The sequence below is a fragment of the Rhodococcus sp. NPDC047139 genome (genome assembly GCF_040643435.1).
Lineage (GTDB): Bacteria > Actinomycetota > Actinomycetes > Mycobacteriales > Mycobacteriaceae > Rhodococcus.
Map to the genome: position 1 here is coordinate 298,113 of NZ_JBEYUH010000006.1, position 23,945 is coordinate 322,057.

At 66.4% G+C, this 23,945-nt stretch carries 26 protein-coding genes; 12 read left to right on the top strand and 14 right to left on the bottom strand.

Features of this window, described 5'->3' with window-relative positions; translation table 11 throughout:
- Positions 1–27: 27 nt before the first annotated feature.
- On the bottom strand, positions 28–309 hold the full coding sequence (locus ABZ789_RS10525; RefSeq protein WP_358422962.1) for a hypothetical protein: 282 nt from the start codon (positions 307–309) through the stop codon (positions 28–30).
- Positions 310–517: 208 nt separating this feature from the next.
- On the opposite strand from ABZ789_RS10525, the gene ABZ789_RS10530 reads away from it, so the two are divergent.
- From ABZ789_RS10530 to ABZ789_RS10545, 4 genes are all read left to right on the top strand, one after another.
- Positions 518–1,903, top strand: coding sequence for a hemolysin family protein (locus ABZ789_RS10530; RefSeq protein ID WP_358422965.1), 1,386 nt, complete (start codon positions 518–520; stop codon positions 1,901–1,903).
- Positions 1,896–2,909: a hemolysin family protein gene (locus tag ABZ789_RS10535; RefSeq protein ID WP_358422968.1), complete on the top strand. Its 1,014-nt coding sequence runs from the start codon at positions 1,896–1,898 to the stop codon at positions 2,907–2,909. Before ABZ789_RS10530 ends, ABZ789_RS10535 begins: the two co-directional genes overlap by 8 nt.
- A gap of 216 nt (positions 2,910–3,125) precedes the next feature.
- Positions 3,126–4,418 (top strand): hemolysin family protein, encoded by a 1,293-nt coding sequence (locus ABZ789_RS10540; protein ID WP_358422971.1) that lies wholly within the window; start codon positions 3,126–3,128, stop codon positions 4,416–4,418.
- A 77-nt stretch (positions 4,419–4,495) separates the two neighbouring features.
- Positions 4,496–4,735: a hypothetical protein gene (locus ABZ789_RS10545; protein ID WP_358422974.1), complete on the top strand. Its 240-nt coding sequence runs from the start codon at positions 4,496–4,498 to the stop codon at positions 4,733–4,735.
- A gap of 58 nt (positions 4,736–4,793) precedes the next feature.
- Here the strand turns inward: ABZ789_RS10545 and ABZ789_RS10550 are convergent, their stop codons facing one another.
- From ABZ789_RS10550 to ABZ789_RS10570, 5 genes are all read right to left on the bottom strand, one after another.
- On the bottom strand, positions 4,794–4,916 hold the full coding sequence (locus tag ABZ789_RS10550) for a hypothetical protein (RefSeq protein WP_358422977.1): 123 nt from the start codon (positions 4,914–4,916) through the stop codon (positions 4,794–4,796).
- Between the two features lie 111 nt (positions 4,917–5,027).
- Positions 5,028–5,816, bottom strand: coding sequence for an enoyl-CoA hydratase (locus ABZ789_RS10555; RefSeq protein ID WP_358422980.1), 789 nt, complete (start codon positions 5,814–5,816; stop codon positions 5,028–5,030).
- The gene (locus ABZ789_RS10560) at positions 5,806–7,398 is read right to left on the bottom strand and encodes a CotH kinase family protein (RefSeq protein ID WP_358422983.1); all 1,593 of its coding nucleotides are present in this window, start codon (positions 7,396–7,398) and stop codon (positions 5,806–5,808) included. Before ABZ789_RS10560 ends, ABZ789_RS10555 begins: the two co-directional genes overlap by 11 nt.
- Positions 7,398–8,075: a DUF4956 domain-containing protein gene (locus ABZ789_RS10565; RefSeq protein WP_358422986.1), complete on the bottom strand. Its 678-nt coding sequence runs from the start codon at positions 8,073–8,075 to the stop codon at positions 7,398–7,400. Before ABZ789_RS10565 ends, ABZ789_RS10560 begins: the two co-directional genes overlap by 1 nt.
- 24 nt (positions 8,076–8,099) lie before the next feature.
- Positions 8,100–8,942 carry a polyphosphate polymerase domain-containing protein gene (locus ABZ789_RS10570; protein WP_358422989.1) on the bottom strand — a complete coding sequence of 281 codons (843 nt, stop codon included), beginning with the start codon at positions 8,940–8,942 and terminating at the stop codon, positions 8,100–8,102.
- A 130-nt stretch (positions 8,943–9,072) separates the two neighbouring features.
- Between ABZ789_RS10570 and ABZ789_RS10575 the strand changes: the two genes are divergently transcribed.
- The 4 genes from ABZ789_RS10575 (at position 9,073) to ABZ789_RS10590 (ending at position 12,735) form a co-directional block, all read left to right on the top strand.
- Positions 9,073–9,780 carry a response regulator transcription factor gene (locus tag ABZ789_RS10575; RefSeq protein WP_358422992.1) on the top strand — a complete coding sequence of 236 codons (708 nt, stop codon included), beginning with the start codon at positions 9,073–9,075 and terminating at the stop codon, positions 9,778–9,780.
- Positions 9,777–11,186, top strand: a complete 1,410-nt coding sequence (locus ABZ789_RS10580; RefSeq protein ID WP_358422995.1) for a HAMP domain-containing sensor histidine kinase — start codon at positions 9,777–9,779, stop codon at positions 11,184–11,186. The genes ABZ789_RS10575 and ABZ789_RS10580 overlap by 4 nt, the downstream gene beginning before the upstream one ends.
- Positions 11,187–11,278: 92 nt before the next feature.
- Positions 11,279–11,557, top strand: a complete 279-nt coding sequence (locus ABZ789_RS10585; protein ID WP_358422998.1) for a hypothetical protein — start codon at positions 11,279–11,281, stop codon at positions 11,555–11,557.
- 41 nt (positions 11,558–11,598) lie between these two features.
- Positions 11,599–12,735, top strand: coding sequence for a Rieske 2Fe-2S domain-containing protein (locus ABZ789_RS10590; protein WP_358423001.1), 1,137 nt, complete (start codon positions 11,599–11,601; stop codon positions 12,733–12,735).
- Positions 12,736–12,771: 36 nt separating this feature from the next.
- Here the strand turns inward: ABZ789_RS10590 and ABZ789_RS10595 are convergent, their stop codons facing one another.
- Positions 12,772–13,359, bottom strand: a complete 588-nt coding sequence (locus tag ABZ789_RS10595) for a TetR/AcrR family transcriptional regulator (RefSeq protein ID WP_358423004.1) — start codon at positions 13,357–13,359, stop codon at positions 12,772–12,774.
- A gap of 110 nt (positions 13,360–13,469) precedes the next feature.
- Here ABZ789_RS10595 and ABZ789_RS10600 point away from each other — a divergent pair, with 110 nt between their 5' ends.
- A complete protein-coding gene (locus ABZ789_RS10600; protein WP_358423007.1) occupies positions 13,470–14,258 on the top strand; it encodes an SDR family oxidoreductase in 789 nt (262 codons plus the stop codon).
- A 9-nt stretch (positions 14,259–14,267) separates the two neighbouring features.
- On the opposite strand, the gene ABZ789_RS10605 is transcribed toward ABZ789_RS10600, so the two are convergent.
- The 4 genes from ABZ789_RS10605 to ABZ789_RS10620 all read right to left on the bottom strand — a co-directional run bounded on the left by ABZ789_RS10605 (position 14,268) and on the right by ABZ789_RS10620 (position 18,047).
- Positions 14,268–15,023 carry an IclR family transcriptional regulator gene (locus ABZ789_RS10605; RefSeq protein ID WP_358423010.1) on the bottom strand — a complete coding sequence of 252 codons (756 nt, stop codon included), beginning with the start codon at positions 15,021–15,023 and terminating at the stop codon, positions 14,268–14,270.
- Between the two features lie 77 nt (positions 15,024–15,100).
- Complete coding sequence (locus ABZ789_RS10610) at positions 15,101–15,769, bottom strand: helix-turn-helix domain-containing protein (protein ID WP_358423013.1); 669 nt, start codon at positions 15,767–15,769, stop codon at positions 15,101–15,103.
- A gap of 167 nt (positions 15,770–15,936) precedes the next feature.
- Complete coding sequence (gene bphC / locus ABZ789_RS10615; protein ID WP_358423016.1) at positions 15,937–16,848, bottom strand: biphenyl-2,3-diol 1,2-dioxygenase; 912 nt, start codon at positions 16,846–16,848, stop codon at positions 15,937–15,939.
- Positions 16,849–16,874: 26 nt separating this feature from the next.
- On the bottom strand, positions 16,875–18,047 hold the full coding sequence (locus ABZ789_RS10620; RefSeq protein ID WP_358423019.1) for an acyl-CoA dehydrogenase family protein: 1,173 nt from the start codon (positions 18,045–18,047) through the stop codon (positions 16,875–16,877).
- A 352-nt stretch (positions 18,048–18,399) separates the two neighbouring features.
- On the opposite strand from ABZ789_RS10620, the gene ABZ789_RS10625 reads away from it, so the two are divergent.
- The 3 genes from ABZ789_RS10625 (at position 18,400) to ABZ789_RS10635 (ending at position 20,378) form a co-directional block, all read left to right on the top strand.
- A complete protein-coding gene (locus tag ABZ789_RS10625) occupies positions 18,400–18,885 on the top strand; it encodes a nuclear transport factor 2 family protein (protein ID WP_358423022.1) in 486 nt (161 codons plus the stop codon).
- Positions 18,882–19,382: a nuclear transport factor 2 family protein gene (locus tag ABZ789_RS10630; protein WP_358423025.1), complete on the top strand. Its 501-nt coding sequence runs from the start codon at positions 18,882–18,884 to the stop codon at positions 19,380–19,382. The genes ABZ789_RS10625 and ABZ789_RS10630 overlap by 4 nt, the downstream gene beginning before the upstream one ends.
- A 111-nt stretch (positions 19,383–19,493) precedes the next feature.
- Positions 19,494–20,378, top strand: a complete 885-nt coding sequence (locus ABZ789_RS10635) for an aldo/keto reductase (RefSeq protein WP_358423028.1) — start codon at positions 19,494–19,496, stop codon at positions 20,376–20,378.
- 93 nt (positions 20,379–20,471) lie between these two features.
- On the opposite strand, the gene ABZ789_RS10640 is transcribed toward ABZ789_RS10635, so the two are convergent.
- Genes ABZ789_RS10640 through ABZ789_RS10650 form a run of 3 tightly spaced genes read right to left on the bottom strand, consistent with a single transcriptional unit; the run spans position 20,472 to position 23,943 of the window.
- Entirely contained in the window at positions 20,472–22,097 is a 1,626-nt protein-coding gene (locus ABZ789_RS10640) for an ABC transporter ATP-binding protein (RefSeq protein WP_358423031.1), read from the bottom strand.
- A 29-nt stretch (positions 22,098–22,126) separates the two neighbouring features.
- The gene (locus tag ABZ789_RS10645; protein ID WP_358423034.1) at positions 22,127–22,987 is read right to left on the bottom strand and encodes an ABC transporter permease; all 861 of its coding nucleotides are present in this window, start codon (positions 22,985–22,987) and stop codon (positions 22,127–22,129) included.
- Positions 22,984–23,943: an ABC transporter permease gene (locus ABZ789_RS10650; protein ID WP_358423037.1), complete on the bottom strand. Its 960-nt coding sequence runs from the start codon at positions 23,941–23,943 to the stop codon at positions 22,984–22,986. Before ABZ789_RS10650 ends, ABZ789_RS10645 begins: the two co-directional genes overlap by 4 nt.
- Positions 23,944–23,945 lie beyond the last annotated feature (2 nt).

Consider the following 23,945-nt stretch of genomic DNA (forward strand, 5'->3'; position numbering starts at 1 on the left):
TACTGCCGACGAGGGTGCGTCGAGGCGTCACGCGGCAGACGTCGCGGCGAATACGAGGAAGACGACGAACAACGCCGCCAACCCCAGACCTCCGCCGATCACCGCATCTCGCTGGTTGGACGCGATTCCCTTGTCCACCCGATTCAGGCCGATCCATCCGCACACCACGGCGATCAGACCGGCGGGAACGGTGACGAAATCTCCGATGAAGGGCACGAAGGCGAACACCGCAGCCGCGATACCCGCAACCAGTGCGGTGCTGCCGACGCCGTTGCGGTACGGGGATCCGGCCGCGTGCTCGTCGGTCATCTCGCCTCCGGGTGAGATCGTGAGGATCGAAAGGGTACCCGTCCATGTGACCAGGAACAACATCCATGCGGGTTCGGAGGGCCGTATCCTGGGCGGGGTAGTTGTTTCCTACTTCAGAGAGAGCCATGAGACGCGCGAAGCGCAAACCTCGAAGACCCTCCCAGCCCCCGTGTGACGCTCCGTCTGTCACCGCACCTCGGATCCGGCCGTGCTGACCGTCGCAGGTATCGCACTCGGCATCCTCGTAGTCCTCGCCATCACCGCGCTGACCGGCTATTTCGTCGCGCAGGAATTCGCCTACATGGCCGTGGACCGTTCCCGTCTGAAGGCCCGCGCCGAAGCCGGCGATCATGCCGCCGGCCGCGCGCTGTCGGTCACCCGCCGCACCTCGTTCATGCTTTCCGGTGCCCAGCTGGGCATTACCGTGACCGGTCTGCTCGTCGGCTACGTAGCCGAACCGCTGATCGGTAGCGGTCTCGGAGAGTTGCTCGGCGGCGTCGGGATTCCCACGGCCGTCGGGATCGCGATCGGCACCGTGCTTGCGGTGGCGTTCTCCACCGTGGTGCAGATGGTCTTCGGCGAACTGTTTCCCAAGAACCTCGCGATCGCGCGACCGGAACCGGTGGCCCGGTGGCTGGCGTTGTCGACGACGATCTACCTGAAGGTGTTCGGCTGGCTGATCACCTTGTTCGATGCCTCGTCGAACCTGCTGCTGCGGATGTTGCGCATCGAACCGGTACACGACGTGGAGCATTCGGCGACTCCGCGCGATCTCGAACACATCGTCGCCGAGTCCCGCGATACGGGTGAGTTGCCTCGGGAGCTGTCCACGCTGCTCGATCGGATCCTCGACTTCCCCACCCGCACAGCCGAACACGCGATGATCCCGCGCGCCCGGGTGGACTACGTCCGTTCGGACGAACCACTCACTCAGGTGCTGGCGAAGATGAGCACCGGGCACACCCGCTATCCGGTCGTCGGTGTGAGCGCCGACGACCTGCTCGGCGTGGTGCACCTGCACGACCTGCTCGACCGCGACTCCGACACCGGATCCGTGAAGCAGGCTCTGCGGCCGGCAGTGATCGTCCCGACCACGCTGCCCCTGCCCGACGTGCTCACCCGCCTGTCGGAGGAGAACGAGGAGATGGCCCTGGTCATCGACGAGTACGGCGGTTTCGCCGGGGTGATCACCGTCGAGGACATGGCCGAGGAACTCGTCGGTGAGATCGCCGACGAACACGACCCGGCCCTCGAGGCACAGGTCATCGTGCCCGACGACGACGGCTGGCGTATCCGTGGCGACGTGCACCTCGACGAGGTCGCCCGCACCCTCGATCACGAACTACCCGAAGGCGACTACGAAACCCTCGCCGGCCTGGTCATCACCGAATACGGCGGGTTGCCGGAGGTGGGCGAGACCGTCACGATTGCTCTCGGTCCGGATCCGGCCGATCTGGTGCACGAGAGTGCGCCACACATACGTGTCCTGCACGCCGAGGTGCTCGAGGTGGACAAGCATGTGCCGTCCATGGTGCGCGTGAGCACCTCGACCGCGACCGTCGGCTCGCGCGGAGCGGAGAACACCAATGGATAACCCTTTGATCGTGCTGGCGGTCACGGTCGGCCTGATCGCAGCGAGCGCGTTCTTCGTCGCAGTCGAGTTCGCGCTGATCGCCGCCCGCAGGCACCGCCTCGAAGACGATGCGCCCAACAGCCGTGCCGCGCGTGCCGCGCTGCGCAGCGCCTCCGAACTGTCGGTCCTGCTCGCCGGATCCCAGCTCGGCATCACCGTGTGCACCCTCGCGCTCGGTGCGGTGACCAAACCCGCCGTGCACCACTGGTTGACACCCGCCTTCGAAGGCTGGGGTGCACCCCTGTGGCTGGCCGACGTGGCAGGTTTCGTCCTCGCCCTGATCATCGTGACCTTCCTGCACCTGGTGGTGGGGGAGATGGCCCCGAAGTCGTGGGCGATCGCGCACCCGGAGAAATCGGCGACCATGCTGGCAATCCCGATGCGCGCATTCATGTGGGTCGCACGCCCGGTGATCGTCCAGCTCAACCACATGGCCAACTGGTGCCTCCGCAAGGTCGGCGTCGACCCGGTCGATCAGGTCGCCGCGGGCCAGGATCCGGACGCTCTGCGGCACCTGGTAGAGCACTCGGCCACCGTCGGGACCCTCGACGAGCGGTACCACGGGCACCTGACGAGCGCGCTCGAACTCGAGGCGCTCACGGTCGGCGACATCGTCCGGCCGAATGCCCATCCGAGCAGTGTCCCGCCCGAGGCGGACACCGCGCTGATCCGTGAGACCGCCCGCCGCACCGGGCACCTGCGACTGCTCGTGCGGGGCAACGGCCATGTCGACGGGGTGGTGCACGTGCGCGACGCTCTCGCGGCAGAGCCGGGGGCGACCGCGGCTCGGCTGATGAGGCCCGCCCTCACGGTGGAGGCTCAGGTCCCGGTGTACGAGGCCTTGCGCACCATGCGGGAGACCCGAAACCACCTGGCCACGGTCACCGATGACGGACGAGTGGTCGGGTTGATCACCCTCAACGACGTGCTCACCCGGCTCATGCCCACTGCCGACAGCGCCGCCTGACCGACACCCTTCATCACCGGTGGCCGGGTATCCGACAGATGGATGCCCGGCCACCGGCGTGAGAGCGACCCCATCCGTCTGCTTCGTGCCGGCCGCTCGCAACTCGCCGACCGCTGTGCTGTGCTGTTCCTAGACAGGCAGTCACCGGCGAGGAGTACGGAATATGGCCGACGGTCCGAGATCCCTGTCCCCCCGAGCTGAGCGCGACATGTCGCCATGACCTCCGGTGCGCTCCTCAATCTGGCGTTGGTGCTGGTTTTCGTGCTCGTCGGGGGCGTGTTCGCCGCCACCGAGATCGCGCTGGTGTCTCTGCGCGAAAGTCAGATCCGTGAGCTCGATCGGCGAGGGGGACGCGGTCGCCGCACCGCGGCACTCGCGCGCGATCCGAACCGTTTCCTGTCTGCGGTGCAGATCGGGGTGACCGTGGCCGGTTTCTTCTCCGCCGCATACGGCGCCTCGACTCTCGCCCCCGATCTGACTCCCACACTGCGTCGGTGGGGATTGTCCGAGGGCATCGCCGACGCCACGGCCTTGATCGGTACGACCCTGGTCATCGCGTATCTGTCGCTGGTGCTCGGTGAACTGGTACCCAAACGCGTCGCTCTGCAGCGCGCCACCGGTACGGCTTTGGCCACCGCACCGGCACTGGATCGTTTCGCCACGCTCGTGCGGCCGGTGATCTGGCTGTTGTCGATCTCCACCGACGCCCTGGTACGACTGCTCGGCGGCGACCCGACACGTAAGAACGAGGAGATCACTCACGACGAGCTCCGTGACATGCTGATCGAACACGATGCTCTTCCCAAGGACGAACGCAGTGTGCTCGCCGAGGTTTTCGACGCCGGAACCCGGAGCCTGACCGATGTGATGCGCCCTCGCACCGAGGTGGACTTCCTGGACGCCGACAGCACGGTACCGGAGGCTCGCGCCATCGCACTGAGCAAGTCGCACAGCCGTTTTCCGGTTGTGTCCGGCACCAGTGATCACGTGATCGGGTTCGTCCACCTGCGCGATCTGCTCCTCGCCGATTCCGGGACCGGACCCACCCGGGTGGCCGACCTGTGCCGTCCGATCCTGGCTCTACCCGGTTCCGAACCCGCCCTGGCCACCCTCACGCTCATGCGCCGCGGCAACGCCCAGATCGCTTTGGTGGTAGACGAATACGGCGGCACTGCCGGAATCATCACGATCGAGGACATCGTCGAAGAGATAGTCGGTGAGATCGGTGACGAGTTCGACCCTCTCGTCGAGCCTTCGACTCTCTCGCCGGACTCCGGGCGGAGCACCTCGCCGGCAGTGCAACCGATCGACGGACGCCTTCACGTCGACGACTTCTACCGCCTCACCGGTATCCGGCTACCCGACGGGCCCTACGACACCGTCGCCGGTTATGTCCTGTATCGCCTGCAGAAATTACCTCGCGGCGGCGAGACCGTCGAGTGTGACGGGCATCGGCTGACCGTCGGCGAACTCGACGGCCACCGCATCGTTCGCCTGTTCCTGAGTTAGATCCTCTTCGGTCCGCATCGAATCGCGTGCAAAGGTCCCGGGGTGTTTGTCCGTGAACCGGAAGGGAACCCGTTTCCATGGCCAGTATGGAACCGTTTCTCCCCGTCAAGAACACCGGCTCGAACGAGATCGACGCGGCCGATCCCGGTCAGGGCGCACCCGGTACCGATCCCGGACCCGTGCCGTCGGGCGAGGAAGTCGATCCGGAGACGATCGACCGGGAGAAGGAGGAATTCGAGAAGAGGATGTCCGAGAAACGTAGGGAAGAACCGGTTTTCCGGACCCCTGAGGTGCACCCTCGGGACTCGGCCGATTGAGGACGAGTCGCGCCCGCACGCAAGGGGGGTGCGGGCGCGACGTCGGCCTGTGTGGCTGTCAGAGAATGATGCCGAGACCGGCGAGCAGGCCGACGAGGGTGAGACCGAGGGATCCGAGCAGCATGTTGTGCCTCCGTTGTCGTTCTTTCACGTGGAAGGGAGTGAACGAGTCCGGGGACACGCACTCGTTCACTCCCACCCCAAACGTCTCAATTACCCCGTGATCTTGTTAGCCGACGCGAGCGTCTGTGATTCATTTGTGATCTTGAAGTCCGAATTGACCGAAATATAGTCACCTATGGGCGTTTTGGGCTTTTCCTCGTTCGATCACCTCGGCGCGCCGCTCGGCCACACGCGCCGGGGAGAACTCGCGCATCCACGCTTCCGATGTCTGTTGTTCGACACGCAGGGCAGGTTCGGCGACATGCTCCTCCGCGCGGCGGTACGAGCCGAGCAGCGCGCGTACTCCCGGCTGATCGTTGCCGGCGATCGTCCGCGCGATCTCCACCGCAGTATCGAGGAGGTCGTCGTGTGCGACGACCTGCGTCACCAGGCCCACGCGCAGTGCCTCCTCGGCGCCGACGAAGTTGCCCGTCAGGCTCATGCGGCGCGCGAAACCCGGACCCACGACCGCAGGCAGGCGCTGCGTGAGTCCCCAGCCCGGCAGAACGCCGACGCGGGCATGGGTGTCGGCGAATCGAGCGCGCTCGGAGGCGACGAGGAAATCGCAGGCCAGGGCCATCTCGAGACCGCCGGTGATCGCCGCACCGTTGACGGCGCCGATCACGGGCTTGGACAGCGGTGTCCACGGGTGCCCGACGGGGATGTCTCCGTCGCCGATCAGCGACAGGTTCCCGCCGTTCTGCCCGAGCTCTTGCAGGTCCAGTCCGGCGCAGAAGGCCGGGTCGGTGCCGGTGAGCACGACAACGCTCGTCGCGTCGTCGGCGTCGGCCGCCCGGAGTTCGGCGCGCAGTGTCTCGATGAGCGCCGAGCTCAACGCATTCCTCGCATTCGGTCGGTTGAACGTGAGAATGCGGACCGCGTCGCGTTGTTCGACGAGCAGGATCTCCTCAGAAGTCATGGCCCGACATTAGCCACTGACGCTGAGCCTCGGTGCGTGCCTGAATCCACGAGCGCATCGAGTCGACAGCGGCCTGCAACGTTTCCGCCGTGAGAGTGTCGGAGGTCGGGACGGACGCGGCCACCTCGGTGAGCACGTCGAGGGCCAGTCCGCTGCCGTAGATCTGCTCGGACAGGTCGCGGTACGCCTCTTCGTACAGCGACGTGAAGGCGTCGGAGTCCAGGAAGCGGGTCTTCAAGCTGTTGCCGCCTCGCGGCGCCTCACCTGCGGTGTCGCCTCCGGGCATACGCTCGGGCATGCCTTCGGGTCGCTCCCCGGCCTGCATGCCCGGAGGCAGTCCTCCGCCGCCCGGGCGCATTCCGCCCCCAGCGCCGCCCGCACCGCCGCCACCCGGACCCATCATCGATATCGTGTCGTGCGGGCCGGCGCTCGTATCGCCCTGCATCGCCAGGTTCAGATCCCACGACACCACAGACAGCTTCTCGGTCTCGAGGTCGTACCAGAGGTAGTAGTTCTGGCCGGGTCCGGCCATGTCGTCGCTGTTGACGAGCAGATTCTGTGTGGCGACGTAGCGGGCGAAGGAGTCGACGTCCACCCGGTCGGCCAGGTGCGCGTCGAACTCGGTGTCGTCGGCGGAATCCAGCCACTTCAGGAAATCGATGATCGGCTGCAGCGTGCCCGAGTCGGCGGCATTGATCTGCTCGAACTGCTCGGAGTAGTCCGATTGGTCGTCGCCGACGTACTCGAACCGCGACGACGCATCCGCCTTGTAGAGATATCCATCGGAATCGAACAGGCTGTCGGCATAGGTGCCATCGGGGTGTTCGAGTACGAGCCGGGTGGTCGTTGCGCTGTCGTTCACGGAGTACACCGTGTACGCGTAGCGCTGGGTGGGCTGGCCGGTCTCGGCGGTGAGCGACAGTGCCATCGCCTCGTTGAGCACGGGGGAGCCGGGCCGGACCGAGAGTTCGGTCATGCCCTGATAGGCGCGACCCTCGACGTTCTCGTCGAAGCTGATGAGCAAGGGCAGGGAGGTCGGGTCGTCCGGCGTCGCCTGCGCCATACCTCCCATGCCGGGCGGGCCCTGGGCGGGATCGAACCCTTCGGGCGGTTCCATGCCTTCGGGCGGTTCTATGCCCTCGGGCGGGACCATGCCCTCGGGCCGGTTCCCGGCCGCGTCCTCTCCGCGCACACCCATGAGCGTCGAGTTGCCCTTCAACCGCACCGCGGCATCGTCGATCCGCGTGCCGTCGATGACGACGGAGGCGGTGACCCACTTCTTGTCGCCTTCCTTCTGAAAGGTGGAGATCATGTCGTCGTATTCCGCATCGCCGATCTCGATCGACAACTCGTGGGTGACGGAGGCGTCGAACAGATCGACTGTGCCCGTGATGTTCTGCGTGATCACCGAGGCGATGATCGTCGCGTCGCCGGTGATGTAGGGGCGAACCCTCGTCGCTCCGAACACCGACGCGACAACCGCGACGAATGCGATCAGTGCGACAGGCAGTTTCCAATGCTGCCGCAACGATTTCGGTATCCGGTGCCGCAGCCGGCTCCGGGGCGGGGTCGGTGTGCTCATCACAGATCGGTCTGGTCGTATCCGGTCAGGACGGTGACGCGCTGGCCCGTATTGACGGCGTTCAGGGCGGTGATCAGCGTGCTCGCCTGAACCCCCTTCTTCATCTGCGCGGTGTAGTACAGCTCGGTCAGGGCGCCGGAGCGAGCGGATTCGGTGGAGACGAGCTCGAATTCGGTGCAGTGCTCGATGAGTACGTCCTCCACCCTTGCGATGTACTCGGGCTCCGGTGGCACCTGGACTTTGACCACCTGGCGACGCACGTCGTGCTTGAACCAGTCGAACTTGTTCATGATCAACAGCACCAGGCAGATCGCAATGGTGGCGGCGACGGCGAGGACATAGAAACGTGTGCCGGTGGTCATACCGATGGCCATAACCAGGAAGATGAACCCGACGTCACGAGTTTCCTTGATGGCGTTACGGAATCGGATTACCGACAGAGCGCCGACGAGGGCGAACGCGCGGGCGATGTTCGAGCCGACCACCAGCATGATGAGACTGATGATCATGCCGCACAGCACGAGCGTCTGCACGTAGGACTGGCTGTAGGAGACGTTCTTGTGGGTGTAGCGGTAGACCCACGCGATCACGCTCGACAGGAGGAACGACAACGTCAGCGACACAACGATGTCGAACACTGTGAACGTGCCGCTGAGATCGTGGAAATCGAGATTCATGGAAGTCCTTGTCCGAAGAAGAGATCAGTGCGTGGAGACCGGAGTGGTGCGTAGGAGGTCGTCGGGCACGCCGGTGTCCGAGCCTGCGGGCAGGATCAGCTCGGGAGAGCCGAGGCGTGAGCGCGGAGCGAGCCCGAACGCTTGGACCGATTGGCAGTACTTCGACACCCGCACCACCGACATGTCGAGGCGGGCGGTGAGGTCGGTGGCCCAGTAGGGCACCCGCTCGTTGGCCTTGAGTTCGACGATGGCCAGTTTCGGCGGGATGATGAAGCGGTTCTTCGCTCCCGACGCGAAGTGGAAGTCGCGGTCCCGGCCGTGCACCTTGTGGTCGATCGTCACACGCAGGCCGAGATCGGCGTCGCGTCCGACGAAGGCTTCCCGCAGATAGCCGGTGGTCACGATCGGTCGTAGATCGAGGTTGCCGACGAGGGCGCTCACCTCGTGAACGAACGGCCGCTGCGACGCATCGCATTCGATGTCCTCGCGACCGTCGAGCCAGCGCCGGGCGCGGGCGTAGGGCAGCGCGATGCGTCGTTTCTGCGTGACGCGGTTGACGCGCTGCTTGATCTCGACCTGCACCGGCGTGCCGTCGGTGCACTCGGCCGGGTCGCCGTACAAGCGCATCCGCACCTTGCGCCGGAACTTCAGGCCCTCGATCTTCTCCCAGTAGAAGCGCAGATCGGCAGTGTCGTAGTACAGCGATGTCACGGGGTAGCCCCCGTGCGGAGAATGCGGGTCGGAGTCCATGCGTGCTGCCAGCTCGCGCCGCAGTTCCGGAACCTTCATCTCGTCGACGAAGTACTTGATCTCGTATCGGTTGAACGCGTGCAGTCTGCTCGCGGTCTGCTGATAGCCGTTGTCCACTCCACCAGCACACACCCGCCGTCTCGAGGTTCCGTGGGGTTTTCCTGGCAACTTCCTGGCAATCAGGGCTCACAGGAACTTGCCAGGAATCCTCGAGCGGAGAATCAGTCTCACGCGCGACAATCGACTCGTGACCGACCGTACTCCCGAGGCGCGCGTGCTCGTCGTCGACGACGAGCCGAGCATCGTCGAACTGCTGTCGGTGAGCCTGAGGTTCCAGGGCTTCGAGGTCGAGACCGCGAGCAACGGCGCGGAAGGTCTCGACAAGGCCCGGCGGTTCCGGCCCGACGCGGTGATCCTCGACGTGATGATGCCGGGGATGGACGGCATGGGCATGCTGCGCCGCCTGCGTGCCGACGGCTGCGATGCGCCTGTGCTGTTCCTGACCGCGAAGGACGCCGTCGAGGACAAGGTTGCAGGACTGACCCTCGGCGCCGACGACTACGTCACCAAACCCTTCAGCCTCGAGGAGGTCATCGCCCGGCTGCGCACGATTCTGCGCCGCGCCGGCAAGACGTCCGAGACCGAGCGGAACTCACGCATCACCTTTGCCGATCTGGTACTCGACGAGGACACCCACGAGGTGTTCAAGGCCGGCAAGCCGGTGTCGTTGTCGCCCACCGAATTCACCTTGCTGCGTTATTTCATGCTCAATGCGGGGACGGTGCTGAGCAAACCCCGCATCCTCGACCACGTGTGGAACTACGACTTCGGCGGAGAGGTCGGCGTCGTCGAATCGTATGTCTCGTACCTGCGCCGCAAGGTCGACACCGGCGAGGTTCCCCTGATCCACACCGTCCGGGGCGTCGGCTACGTGATGCGAGAACCACGCACATGACCCGTCTGCGGGCGCTTCCGCTGCGATGGACGCTGGTGGCGGCACTCGTGGTGCTGGCAGGCATCGGTCTGCTCGCATCGGGTGTGGCCGTGACGTCCGCGCTGCAGGAATCGCTGCTCGCTCGCGTCGACCGGGATCTCGAGGACGCCGCCCGCACGTGGGCGCGCCCCGACGCCCCGCCGCCTCTTCCCAGGCCACCGGACAGCCCGAGTTCGCAGCGCCCTCCGAGTCCGTTCTACGTCCGGGTCACGAATTCGGACGGGCAGGTGCTCGTGTTGGTCAACGACGCGCCCACTGCACCGGACGTTCCGCTGGGTGCCACCGACGGGCCGGTCACGGTCGGTTCCACCGGCGACGGCGACTACGACTGGCGCGTGCTGAACACCGAGAGTGCCGGCGGCGTCATCACCACGGTCGGCATGAGTCTCGCGGAGACCGAGGACACCGTGAACCGGCTCGTGGTGCTGCAGACCGGAATCGGTGCCGGTGTGCTGGTCGCACTCGCGGTGGCCGGGGGCTTCGTCGTACGCAGGAGCCTTCGTCCGCTCGACGAGGTCGAACGCACCGCCGCGGCCATCGCAGAAGGAGACTTGAGCGAAAGGGTCCCCGAGCGAGATCCCCGCACCGAGATCGGGCGGCTGTCGGTGACGTTCAACGCGATGCTCGGCAAGATCGAGACGGCGTTCGCGGCGACGGAGGCGTCGGAGGAGTCGGCGCGACGCTCCGAGGAGAAGATGCGTCGATTCGTCGCCGACGCCGGTCACGAATTGCGGACCCCACTCACCACCATCCGGGGCTTCGCCGAGTTGTACCGGCAGGGCGCGAGCACGGACACGGGCATGCTCATGGATCGCATCGAACGCGAGGCGCGGCGCATGGGTCTGCTGGTCGAGGATCTGCTCGTGCTCGCGCGCCTCGACGAGCAGCGACCACTCGAGCGATCTCCGGTGGACCTCCTTGCAGTGGCGGCCGACGCCGTGCACGGCGCGCGGGCCGTCGCACCCGGTCGGCACATCGAACTCGAGGTGATCGACGGCCCGGGAACTCCCGAGGTGCTCGGCGACGACGCGCGGCTGCGTCAGGTGCTCGGCAATCTCGTCACCAACGCCCTCACCCACACCCCGCCCGAGGCCGACGTCACGGTACGGGTGGGTACCTCGGATGCCGACGTCATCCTCGAGGTGTCCGATACCGGGCCGGGTCTCGACCCGGAGGATCGCGAGCGCGTCTTCGAACGCTTCTACCGCGCCGATGCGTCACGCACCCGTGCCTCCGGTGGCACCGGCCTGGGGCTGTCGATCGTTGCCGCGCTGGTCGCGGCGCACGACGGACAGGTGGAGGTGGAGTCGGAGAAGGGCGTCGGTTCGACCTTCCGGGTCCGCATCCCGCGTCGCGTGCCCGATTGACACCGGTTTGTTCCACTGGGCTGAAAAGCTGTGTCGCCGGACACATCGCGGTTCCTAGGCTCGACGCATCCGAGGAAGGGAACCGGCAAACAATGCAGTCGCTCGCCTGTCACACCTGTGACGCTCGCGTGCTCGTCGCGAAGTACAGCCCCGCTCATACCAGCATCCAGTGGTCCGACGAGGCCCGGCAGTCGTGCCACGAGATCGCGGCCGCAGCGGCCGTCGGCTCCGGTGCCTACGTGATGCGTTGCGAGGCACTCGACCGCACGGTGGACGCGGCGGTGTCCGACGGTGTGATCCAGCCCAGCCACCGGGTCGACCCCACCATCGCCCCTCTCGCTTCCACGGAGTCAGTCACCTCTGCCCGGTGACTGTCGTTCGCCTTCACCCCTCGTCAGCCCAGGAGAAACCCATGACCGTCCCCCAGGAGCGGATCGAGATCCGCAATATCGATCCCGGTTCCAATCCCACCCGCTTCGCGCGCGGATGGCACTGCATCGGCCTCGCAAAGGATTTCCGTGACGGAAAGCCGCACCAGGTCAAGGTGTTCGGCACCGACCTGGTGGTCTTCGCCGACACGGCAGGAAAGCTGCACGTGCTCGACGCCTTCTGCCGGCACATGGGCGGAAACCTCGCGCGCGGCGAGATCAAGGGTGACAACATCTCCTGCCCGTTCCACGACTGGCGCTGGAACGGCCAGGGTCGTTGCGTAGAGGTGCCCTACGCGCGCCGCACGCCGAAGCTCGGCCGCACCAAGGCGTGGACGACCATGGAGCGCAACGGCGTTCTCTTCGTCTGGCACTGCCCGCAGGGCAGCGAGCCCACCCCTGAGCTCGCGATCCCCGAGATCGAGGGTTACGAGGACGGCGAGTGGAGCGACTGGACGTGGACGTCCATCCACGTCGAGGGCTCGCACTGCCGCGAGATCGTCGACAACGTCGTCGACATGGCGCACTTCTTCTACGTGCACTTCCAGATGCCCGAGTACTTCAAGAACGTCTTCGACGGGCACATCGCCGGCCAGCACATGCGCTCCTACGGGCGTGACGACATCAAGACCGGCGTGCAGATGGATCTGCCGGAGGCACAGACGATCTCGGATGCCTTCTACTACGGTCCGTCCTTCATGCTGGACACGATCTACACGGTGTCCGAGGGCACGACGATCGAGTCGAAGCTGATCAACTGCCACTACCCGGTGACGAACAATTCGTTCGTGCTGCAGTTCGGCACCATCGTCAAGAAGATCGAGGGCATGTCCGAGGAGCAGGCCGCCGAGATGGCGACGCTGTTCACCGACGGTCTCGAGGAGCAGTTCAAGCAGGACATCGAGATCTGGAAGCACAAGTCCCGCATCGAGAATCCGCTCCTCACCGAGGAGGACGGCCCGGTCTACCAGCTGCGTCGCTGGTACAGCCAGTTCTACGTCGATCTCGAGGACGTCACGCCCGACATGACGCAGCGTTTCGAGTTCGAGGTCGACACCTCCCGTGCGCTAGAGTCGTGGCACAAGGAGGTCGAGGAGAACCTCGCCGGTTCGGCGGAGTGATCCGATGATCCGTCCCGCCGGATGCGGCGGGACGGATCACACGTCGCGTCGACGGAATCCGTCGACGAACAACGACACGATGGTTCGCGCGAGGTCGGCGAGGGTGCGGTTCGGTCCGGGCCGGTACCAGCGGGAGGCGTGCCAGACGGCGTCGTAGATCAATTCCCGGAACGTCTCGGGATCGACGTCGGTGCGGAAGATGCCCTCCGCGATGCCGTCCCGGATGGTTTCGCGCCAGGCTACTTCCATGGCATCGGCCGTAGAGACCATGTCGGCCTCCACGACGCGTTCGCGCATGTACTCACCTTCGCGCCGCCAGATGGACGTCGCGCCGTGATAGTCCTCGGAGGTCTCCAGCGCGATCTGAGCGAGTGCCTCGAGCCGTTCGATCGGCGGCAGAGAACGCGCCAGCACCTCGCGGCATCGTCCGTTGAGATCGGTGATGTACTCGCGGATGAGTTCGGTGACGATCGCTTCCTTGGACGGGAAGTAGTGGTAGAGCGCCCCGGAATAGACCCCGACCGCGTCCGCGATCTCGCGGATGGTGGTGGCGGTGACTCCCTTGCGGGCGAAGATCTCCGCCGACCTGTCGAGTATCTGCCGTTTTCGCTCGTGCGGGTCCACCGTCGTCCTCTCGTAAGGCCTGAGCGAGGCCTGCTCTCGGACCGTATTGTGCCACATCCATTGATCAACCGATCAATGGACGCCCCGTATCGACGTCTTCAGGAGTATGCATGGCTGTCTCCCGCATGGAACCGATCGTTCCCACCACGCCCCTCGCCGGCGGTACCGCCCTCGTGACCGGTGCCGGACAGGGTATCGGACGCGGAATCGCTCTTGCCCTTGCCGCTGCCGGGGCCTCGGTGGCCGTGGTCGGCCGCACCGCGGAAACGATCGGCGCCACCGCGGTCGAGATCGAATCGCGGGGTGGCCGCGCAGTACCGTTCGTGTGCGATGTCACCGACGGTGCAGCGGTGGAGGCGACCGTGGCCGACGTGGTGCGCGAGTTCGGCGGACTCACGATTCTCGTGAACAACGCTCAGTCTCCTGCGCCCGGAACCCTGCTCGAACTCGACGAAGCCGTCTACCGCGGCGGCATGGAGTCCGGCCCCACCGCCACCTGGCGGATGATGCGGGCGTGCTACCCGCATCTGCGCGGCGGCGGCTCGATCGTCAACCTCGGTTCGGCGGCCGGCATCCGGTGGAATCCGTCGGGAACCGGCGGATACGCCGCGGCGAAGGAGGCGATCCGGGTGCTCACCCGTACCGCCGCCTGCGAGTGGGCGGCAGACGGCATTCGAGTCAATTGCATTCTTCCGCTGGCAGATTCGGTCGCCATGCAGCAGTGGGCGGAACGTGAACCGGACGAGGCCGCCGCCTATGCGAGTTCGATTCCGCTCGGGCGTCTCGGTGATCCCGAGACCGACATCGGCCCCGCCGTCGTCTTCCTGTGCAGCGAGGCCGCCCGCTACATCACCGGTCACTCGCTTCCGGTGGACGGAGGTCAGGCACTGGTGCGCTGACCAGGGGGGTCAGTCGGCGTGCTGCGGCGAGTCGTTCTGGGACAGGGCGCGCCAGACCGCCCGTGCGGCGAGTCGGACCGGAGTGGCCAGGCCGACGGTGTCGACGGCCTCGACGGGCCCCGTCACGGACAGTGCACCTGCGCAGGTGCGACCGTTACCGATGGGTGCCGCCACGCACGCGACACCCGGCGTCGACTCCTCGCGCTCGTGCGCGATGTGCCGCTCGCGAATATGCGCGATCTCGTTGCGGGGCAGCAGGGTCTCGACTCGCACGGTTCCGGCGGGCAAGCATCCTGCCGCGGCGCGAGCGGTATCGAGCCGAGTGTGGGCCAGAAGTGCTTTGCCGAGTGCGGTGCGGTGGGCGGGCAGCCGGCCACCGACGCGCGAGGGTAATGCGAGAGGTCCGCGACCGACCTTGTCGACGTAACGCACGTCGCCGCCGTCGAGCACGGCCAGGTGGACGACGAGACCGGTCGCCGAATGCAGGTCGTGCAGGACGGGATGCGCTGCGCGGTGCAGGCGGTCGTGGTTGCGCGCCAGCGCGCCCCATTCGAGCGGCGTACGTCCGAGGGCGTACGCCTTGCCACGCTTGCTCACCCAGCCGTGTTCGGCGAGTTGGGTGAGCAAGCGGTGGGTGGACGAGCGGGGCAGGCCCGTGCGGGTCGACAGCTCGGAGAGGGTGAGGTGATCGCCGCTGTGGAACTCGTCCAGAAGGCCGGCAACGCGCGCGATGACGGCATCGGGAAACTCGGCAGTGCGTGTCACGAAATCCTCCCAAGGTGTGTGTCCGTGTATTGATCGATCGATCAATCAATCCTTCGGCGGCAACTGTAACAGGACGTTTACCGAGTGGCCAGCGTCACTTCGAGACGGTCGGCTGCTCGGCGTACCCGCCGGGCCGCATCCTCGGGGATCATCTCGTCCGGGCCGGCCAGCGACAGCGCGGCGATCTCACCGTCTCCGGCCGCAAAGGCGGCGACCATGTGGCGGAAGCAGGTACCGCCGTGCACCACGCCGTCGACCAGTGCGCAGCCGTTGCCGTCTTCCAGCGCGGGGTGGGTTCCGTCGCGGCGAGCCAGTAGCGCCAAGCCGGCGACGGTCTCCTCGGCGGACTGCCGCTGCCCTGCCCACGAGCTGTCCGCGACCCGGATGCCACTCACTTTCTCCAGGTAGACGAGCTGCTCCCCGTCGAGGACCGTCAGGTGGACGACCAGTCCGGTCTCGCGATGCAGTTCGTACATGGCGGGGAGGGCGGCGCTGTGGATGCGGTCGTGGGTCTGCGCGAGGGCGCCGAGTTCGACGATCTTCGGGCCCAGGTGATAGGTGGTTCCGGTGCGTCGCATCCACCCGACCCGCACGAGCTGCAGGAGCATGCGGTGCGCGGACGAGCGGGGAAAACCTGTACGGCGGCACAGTTCGGTGAGCGTCAGGCCGTCGGTATCGCGGAACGGTTCGAGCAGCAGGCCGACGCGACCCATGACGGACGAGGGGTTGTCTAGAACTTCGGACATGTTCTTCTCCGAGGCGTGATCGTGCGGTGATTGATCGACCGATCAATATGTGTACGACTGTAGCGCCGCTCACGATCCGAGGGAAGAACGAATTTCAGGACAGAACGAAAAATGCACCGCGACCAGCGTCGCGGTGCATTTTTCGAACGGGGTGGAACAGCCCGATGTCAGGTTGTCGGCGGCAGGAACGCCTTCAGCGGCTCGGAGCCCGACTGGTCGTGGCCCCAGTACGCGTCCGCGGTGATCTCCTCGGACGTGTAGTGACGCTCGTCCACGAGCATGCCCTCGGTGCCGAACTCGAGGTCCCAGCCTCCGGGTGCACGGACGTAGAACGAGATCATCTTGTCGTTGGTGTGCCGGCCGAGCGTCGACGAGATCGAGAAGTCGAGGCGATTCACCCGGTCGAGCGCCTGACCGACCGCGTCGAGGGTGTCGACCTCGGTCATCAGGTGGACCAGGCCGGGCTCCTCGTTCGGCGGAGCCGGGCACAGCGCGAGGCTGTGGTGACGCTCGTTGATGCCGAGGAAGCGCACCCGGACGAGTCCGTCCTCGTCGAGGCGGATCGAGCCGCGCGGCAGGAAGCCCAGAACCTGGGTGTAGAACTCGTACGTCTCGTCGAAGTTCGCCGTGGGCAGCACCACGTGGCCGAGGCCGAGTCCGCCGGTCACCCAGCGTCCGCCGCCCCGCGTCACGACCGGGCTGTGGTCGAGCACCGGTCCGAAGAACACCTCGAGGCGGGTTCCGGCCGGATCGTTGAACGCGATCGCGCCTTCCGCGTCGATGTAGGTCGCTTCCTTGTGCGAGAGCACCTCGACGGTGCGTCCCGACTTCTCGACAGCCTCACGGACCCGCTGGAGCGCGAACTCGTCACGCACCTCCCAGCCCACGGCCAGTGCCTTGTCGGAATCGCCGGGCAGCACCTGGATGCGCGAGCGACGCTCGTCGATGCGGGCGTAGAAGCCGTCTGCTTCCGGGCCCGAACCCTCGGCCATGCCGAGGCCGTCGAGAAGCAGGGTGCGCCAGCGCGGCACGTCCTGCGTCTGGATGCGGAGGTAGCCGAGACCTCTCAGTTCAGTCATGTCATCGTCCTCGAAAGTGAAGGGGATCAGATCATCGCGCGGTAGGGACCCTGCGGGTCGCCACCGAGCTGCGTCAGGGCTGCGGAGTGGTAGATCAGGCCGGGCACGTGGATGGCGTGGGTCAGGCCGACGTGCGCGTCGCGCCAGAAGCGCTGCATCGGCGTCTTCAGGTGCACCGCGGCACCGCCGGCACGCGCGAAGATCTCGTCCATCGCCCGCACGGCCCGCCATGCGGCCGAGATCTGGGTGCGACGCCCGATGGCGCGCTCCTCGAAGCTGATCTCCTCGCCGCGGTCCGTCTTGTCCCAGAACCGGTCGACGGTTTCGAGCAGTGCGAGTCGCGATGCGGAGATCTCGGAAGCGGCCTCACTGATGGCGAACAGAACGTACGGGTCTTCCTTGATCGGGATGCCCGTGACCTGGACGCGCTCCTTCTGCGCTGCGATGTAGCAGGCCAGTGCGCCCTCGGTCATGCCGATCAGCGACGAGGTGATGCCCAGCGGGAAGATGTACGAGAACGGGAACTTGTACAGCGTCTCGTCGCGACCCGCGTGCCGCCAGCCGTTGCCGCTGAGGACGATGTCGGCGTCGATCGTGCGGTGCTCGGGGATGAAGGCGTCCTTGATGATCAGGTCCTTCGAGCCCGTGCCGCGCAGGCCGATGACGTTCCAGCTGTCCTGGTCGATCTCGTAATCGGAGCGGGGGAGCACGACGTGCAGCACCTTGCCGGTGCGGTTGCCGTCCTTGTCGCCGACCGCGGCACCGATCATGACCCAGCCGCAGTGGTCCGTGCCGGACGAGAACGACCAGCGGCCGTTGAGGATGTAACCGCCGTCGACGGGCACCGCGACACCCATCGGTGCGTACGGCGACGCCATCCACATGTCGTTGTCTTCGCCCCAGATCTCTTCCTGGGCCTTGGGGTCGAAGAAGGCGAGCTCCCACGGATGAACGCCGACGATGCCGGCGACCCAGCCCGTCGCGCCGTCGAGTGCACCGAGCGCCATGATGGTCTCGGCAGCCTCACGCGGGTGGCCTTCGAAACCGCCGTATTCTTTCGGCTGGAAGGTGCGGATGATGCCGGAGTCGCGCAGACGCTTCGCGGAGGTGTCGGTGAGGCGCATGATCTTGTCGCCCTCGACACCCTCGGCGCGGATCTCCTCCGCGTGCTGCATGATCCTGTCCAATACCTGACCCATGACGGTGACTCTTCCTGGGAATCGGCTGCTGACGAGCCGGGACTGCGTGAGGGGGGTGTGCTCCGCGATGCGGAGCGACCTGCGCTGTGCAGGTGTGGCGTGTCGAACAGTCCCAGCCGAGATGTGAGCGCGCACCGACATTTCCGTTGAATGGGACGACGAGGCGGCCGGGATCCGGCGGAACGAACAATCGATGCCTATACCAAGGATTCGTCCACGAAATCGATCTTGTTCGATCGTGTACTTCCGCTCACCGGGACACTGCGGGCGGCAGCGACGCGAGGCCGGTAGACAGACGCGGGACGGCACAGCTCTGCCGTCGACACGACCGCCCGCATTCGGAAGGATCGTCATGACCGACACCGCAGACCTGGTGGCTTCGCTCGTCGAGCGGGTGCAGCTTCTCGAGGACAAAGCCGCCATCCACGAGGTGCTCACGGCCTACGGTCCGGCCGTCGACGCCGGCGATGCCGACGCGGTGGGCGAGCTGTGGGCGGAGGATGCGGTCTACGACATCGACATCCGGGTGATGGAAGGTCGCGACGCCATCACCGAGATGGTTCGCACCCGGCCGCACCAGGACTACATCAACGAGGGATGCGGCCACCTGCTCGACCCGGTCCACATCCGCGTCGACGGTGATACCGCCGTCGCGACCTGCCATTCCCTGCTGCTGCGCCGCAACCTCGATTCCGATTCGTTCCGGGTGTGGCGGGTGACGGCCAACCGCTTCGAACTCGCCCGCATCGACGGACGCTGGAAGATCAAGCGCCGCACCGCCCGCGTGCTCGACGGAAGCGCCGAGGCTCGCGAGCTGCTTGCGAGGGCCTCCCGATGAGCGATATGTCTGCCGCAGAGCAACTCCTCGCCATCCACGAGATCCAGCAGGTCTTCTCGGCCCGGCTGCGGGTGATGGACACCAAGCAGTGGGAGCTGTACCCGACCCTGCACACCGAGGACGTGGTGAGCGAGACGTGGGGCGGGCTGCCCAGCGACAAGCAGCCCAGCACCGGCGAGGAAGCCGGCCGCGTCGTCGGCCGCGAGGCACTGACCCACGCCATCAGCAACTTCCTCGACGGGCCGGTATCGATCACCTCGGCCCATCACGGTCACTGCCCGGAGATCGTCCTCGAATCCGACACCACCGCCCGTGGAATCTGGGCGATGGAGGATCAGCTGTGGTGGGACAACGACGGCGTCGAGGAGTCGCTCCACGGGTGGGGGCACTATCACGAGGAATACCGCAAGGTCGACGGTGTCTGGCTGATCTCCTACCGCAAGCTCACCCGCCTGCGTGAGGTGCACACGCCCGGTTTCTTCAGCTTCCTGAAGTAACTCCGGACGGCGAGTCCTCTCGGGGCGGTCTCGCGTTCACAGGTGGGCCTGCCCTGGATCGAAGGTCGCGGTTCGGCCGTGACCTTGCCGTGGGAGACCTAGGGTGGGGACATGACACCCCCATCGATCACCCTGAACAACGGCATCACGATGCCGGCTCTGGGTTTCGGGGTCTTCCAGACGCCTCCCGAGCAGACCGTCGACGCCGTGACCACGGCTCTCGACGTCGGCTACCGGCATATCGACACCGCCGCCGCGTACCTCAACGAACGGCAGGTCGGCGAAGCGATCGCGCGGTCGGACGTCGACCGCGACGATGTCTTCCTCGAGACGAAAGTCTGGATCACCGACTACGGCTACGACAAGACCCTGCACGCTTTCGACAAGAGCATCGGCAAACTGGGCGTCGACCGGCTCGACATGCTCATCCTGCACCAGGCGCTGCCGGGCGAATTCGATCTCACCATCGGCGCGTACAAGGCTCTCGAAAAGTTGCTCGCGGACGGGAAGGTCCGGTCCATCGGTGTCAGCAACTTCATGCCCGACCATCTCACCCGACTGATGAACGAGACCTCGATCGTGCCGGCGGTCAACCAGATCGAGGTGCACCCGTACTTCCGTCAGTCCGACCTGCTCGCCGCCGACGCCGAGCACGGCATCCTATCGCAGGCATGGTCTCCGATCGGTGGCATCACCTTCTACCGCAACGGATCCCACGGGTCTACCCTCGAAGATCCTGTGATCGGCGATATCGCCCGCGCTCACGGCAAGAGCGCCGCGCAGGTGATGCTCCGGTGGCATCTGCAGCAGGGACGTCAGGCCATCCCCAAGTCGGTCACGCCGTCCCGGATCGCGGAGAACTTCGACATCTTCGACTTCGAATTGACCGCAGAGGAACTCGCTGCCATCGACGCACTCGACACCGGCGTGCGCGGCGGACCCGAACCCGAAGTCATCACGCGGGAGACCTTCGGACTCGACATCCCCGAAGCCTGACCGACCCGCCCTCGGGTGTTGACGCGCCCGAACGAGGTTCACGCAAGCTCTACCGTGTGCGAACCTCGTTTCGGCGTGCGAACTCTGCCGAACTCAGACGGCGACACGCTCGGAAGCGCGCCGCGCCGACGGAACAGGATCGGGCACCGCAGCGATGAGCGCCCGCGTGTACCCCTCGCGCGGAGCGGAGAACACCGACTCCACCGGACCTTCTTCGACCACCGCTCCGGATTGGAGCACTGCAACCCGGTCGGCCACCTGGTGCACGACGGCGAGGTCGTGGCTGATGAACAGGCACGCGAACTCGAGCTCACGCTGGATCTCCGTGAACAGTTCGAGAACTTCGGCCTGCAGCGACACGTCGAGAGCGCTGGTCGGTTCGTCGGCGACGAGCAGCCGGGGGCTCAGCGCCAACGCCCGCGCCAGCGCGACCCGCTGTTTCTGCCCACCCGACAGCTGATGCGGAAAGCGGCCGGCGAACGAGGCGGGCAGGCGGACGGCATCGAGCAGTTCGAGCACCCGCCCGCGCCTGTCGGCTGCGGTACCCACCCGGTGGACGTCGAGTGGCTCCCGGATGCTCGCGGCGACGGTGAGCCTGGGATCGAGCGAGGCTGCCGGATCCTGTTGGACGACTGCGACGTTGCGCCTCACCTCGCGGAGCTCACGCGCGGAGAGCGTACCGAGGTCGTGACCGTCGAACACGACGCGTCCGGCGCTGACGGGCACGAGCCCTAGGGCGACGCGACCGAGGGTGGTCTTACCCGAACCGGATTCGCCGACCAGCCCGAGAACTTCTCCGCGACGGATGTCGAGGTGGACACCGTCGACGGCGGAGAACGCCGGCGTGCCGTGGCGGGCGGGATAGGTGACGGTGACGCCGTCGAATTCGAGGACTGGATCCCCGGCCCTGCCGGCTTCGGTCGCAGGGGTGTTACCGGGCTCGGGTAGCCGTGGCACCGATGCCAGCAGTGTTCGCGTGTAGGGGTGCTCGGGTGCGTCGAACAAAGAATGGACACTGCCTGTTTCGACGACGAGTCCGTGCCGCATCACCACCACACGGTCGGCGTGCCGGGCAGCAACGCCCATATTGTGGGTGATGAGCAGCACACCCATTCCGGTACGGCGGCGGATACGGTCGAGCAGGGCAAGGATCTCTGCCTGCACGGTGACGTCCAGAGCGGTGGTGGGTTCGTCCGCGACGAGCAGGTCGGGGTCGTTGGCCAGCGCGAGGGCGATCGCGACACGCTGTTTCTGCCCACCGGACAGCTGATGGGGGAAGTAGTCCACACGCCGCTGCGGATCGGGGATCTCGACCTGCTCGAGCAACTCGATGGCGGCGCGGCGCGCGTGTGCCTTCGACAACGAGCGGTGGGCGCGGAAGGCTTCACGCAGTTGCCATCCGATCCGGCGCACGGGATTGAGCGCACTCTGCGGTTCCTGGAATATCAACGCCACCTTCGTGCCCCGCAGGCGGTTCAGTTCGCTTTCCGCGGCGCCGAGGATCTCGGTGCCGTCGAGGACGATCGATCCGGCGGTGTCGGCGCCCTCGGGGAGCAGACCGAGGATGGCACGGGCGGTCATCGACTTTCCGGAACCGGACTCGCCGACCATGGCCACCGTCTCGCCGCGCCGGATCTCGAAGGAGGCGCCCCCGACGGCAGGAGTGTCGGTGCCGAAGGCGATGTGCAGGTCGCGGACGGTGAGAAGAGTAGGAGACACGACAAAATCCTTGCTGTCGGAGAACCGGTTCATCGCCGACGTGAGCGGGCGGCCAGGGATTGGGAGATCAGCAGCAGTCCGAGAACCAGGACGACGACGACCGAGAGTGGGCCGACGACGAACAGCGGCGAGTGGTAGGCATTCTGGGTGCCCTCCTTGATTAGGGATCCCAGCGACGGGGTGGGTGGAGTGATACCGAGTCCGAGGAAACTCATCGCGCCCTCGATGAACACGCCCACCGACATCGCCAGGGCCAACTGCACCGTGAGTGGTTCGAGACTGTTGGGCAGGATGTGGCGGCGCAGGATCCATCCCTCGCTCGCACCCACCGTGCGTGCGGCCTCGACGTACGGTGCCTGCCGGACGGTGAGCACCGACGTGCGGGTCAGCCGGCCGAAGATGGGGATCTCGGCGAGCACGATCACCGCCCCGATGGTCCACATCCCCGGCCCCACGACCATGGTCAGTGCGATTGCCAGGATGATCGTGGGAAAGGCCAGGATCAGATCGAAGGCGCGTTGCAGGGCGGTGTCGAGCAGGGAGAAGCGGGTGGACGCCAGCCCGAGTATCGATCCGATCGCCGCGCCGATGGGGACGGCGAGGAAGATGACGAGCAAGTCCACCCGGATCCCGTAGAGCGTGCGAGACAGGATGTCGCGGCCGACCGAATCGGTGCCGAGAAGATGTTCGCTGTTCGGGGCGAGCAGCGTGGCGCCCGCGAGCTGGGCGTCGGGTGCGTAGGGGGCGAGCCAGGGCGCGAGCAGACCGGCCGCGGCGACCAGCCCGACCAGGATCACTCCTGCGAGGCCCCGGCCACCGGTCAGCGCGGTCCACCTGCTGTCCCGGTCGTCGACCGAATCCTCGGGCTGCGCGGCGACGGCGGTGCTCATGCTTTGTCTCCCAATCGGATCCGGGGGTCGAGGGTGGCGTTGACGAGATCGGTGGCCAGCTGGATCACGACGAACAGGGCGACGGAGAACAGCAACATCACCTGCACCACGGGGTAGTCGCGACTTGCGATGGCCCGTTCGATGAGGTGCCCGAGTCCGGGCCAGGCGAAGATCGCCTCGACGAGCACCGCGCCGCCGATCAGGTGGCCGATCTGGAGGCCGAGGACGGTGATCGTCGACGGCAGCGCGTTCGGCAGCGCCTGGGTGAGGACGATGCGTCGCCGGGAGATGCCCAACGCCCGTGCCGTGGTCACATAGGGTTCGGCCATGTGGCTGCGCAGCGACTCGGTGAGAAAGCGGGTCAGGGCAGCGGCGATGGGCAGCGCCAGGCACACCGCGGGCAGCAGCAGATACTGCACCGAGATCCCGGGATCGTCGAGCAGCCCCCTGCGCGGGATGCCGCCGGCGGGCAGCACGGCCCAGACGACACCGAACAGCACGACGAGCACTGCGCCGGTGACGAAATTGGGGATGGCCACGGCGACGGTTCCGAACGCGGTGACGAGACTGTTCAGCCACTTTCGGTCGACGATCACCGACACGGTGGCGAGGGTGAACGCGATCGACAGTGCCACCAGCAGCGCTGCGCCGGCGAGCGCCAGGGTGTTGCCCAGGGCGCCGAGCAGGAGAGCGCCGATCTCCCCTCCGAGGACGAGGGAGCGTCCGAGATCGAAGGTGACGATGCCGACGAGCCACGCGAAGTACTGGGTGATCTGCGATCCGTCGAGGCCGAGTTCGGTCCGTAGGGCCGCGAGTGCTTCCGGGGAGGCATCCGGTCCGGCGAGCACGAGCGCGGGATCGCCCGGCACCAGACGCAGCAGCGCGAAGATCACCACCGAACCGACGGCGAGGACGATCAGCGCGGAGGGGAGACGGCGAAGGCTGTAGCGAAACATGA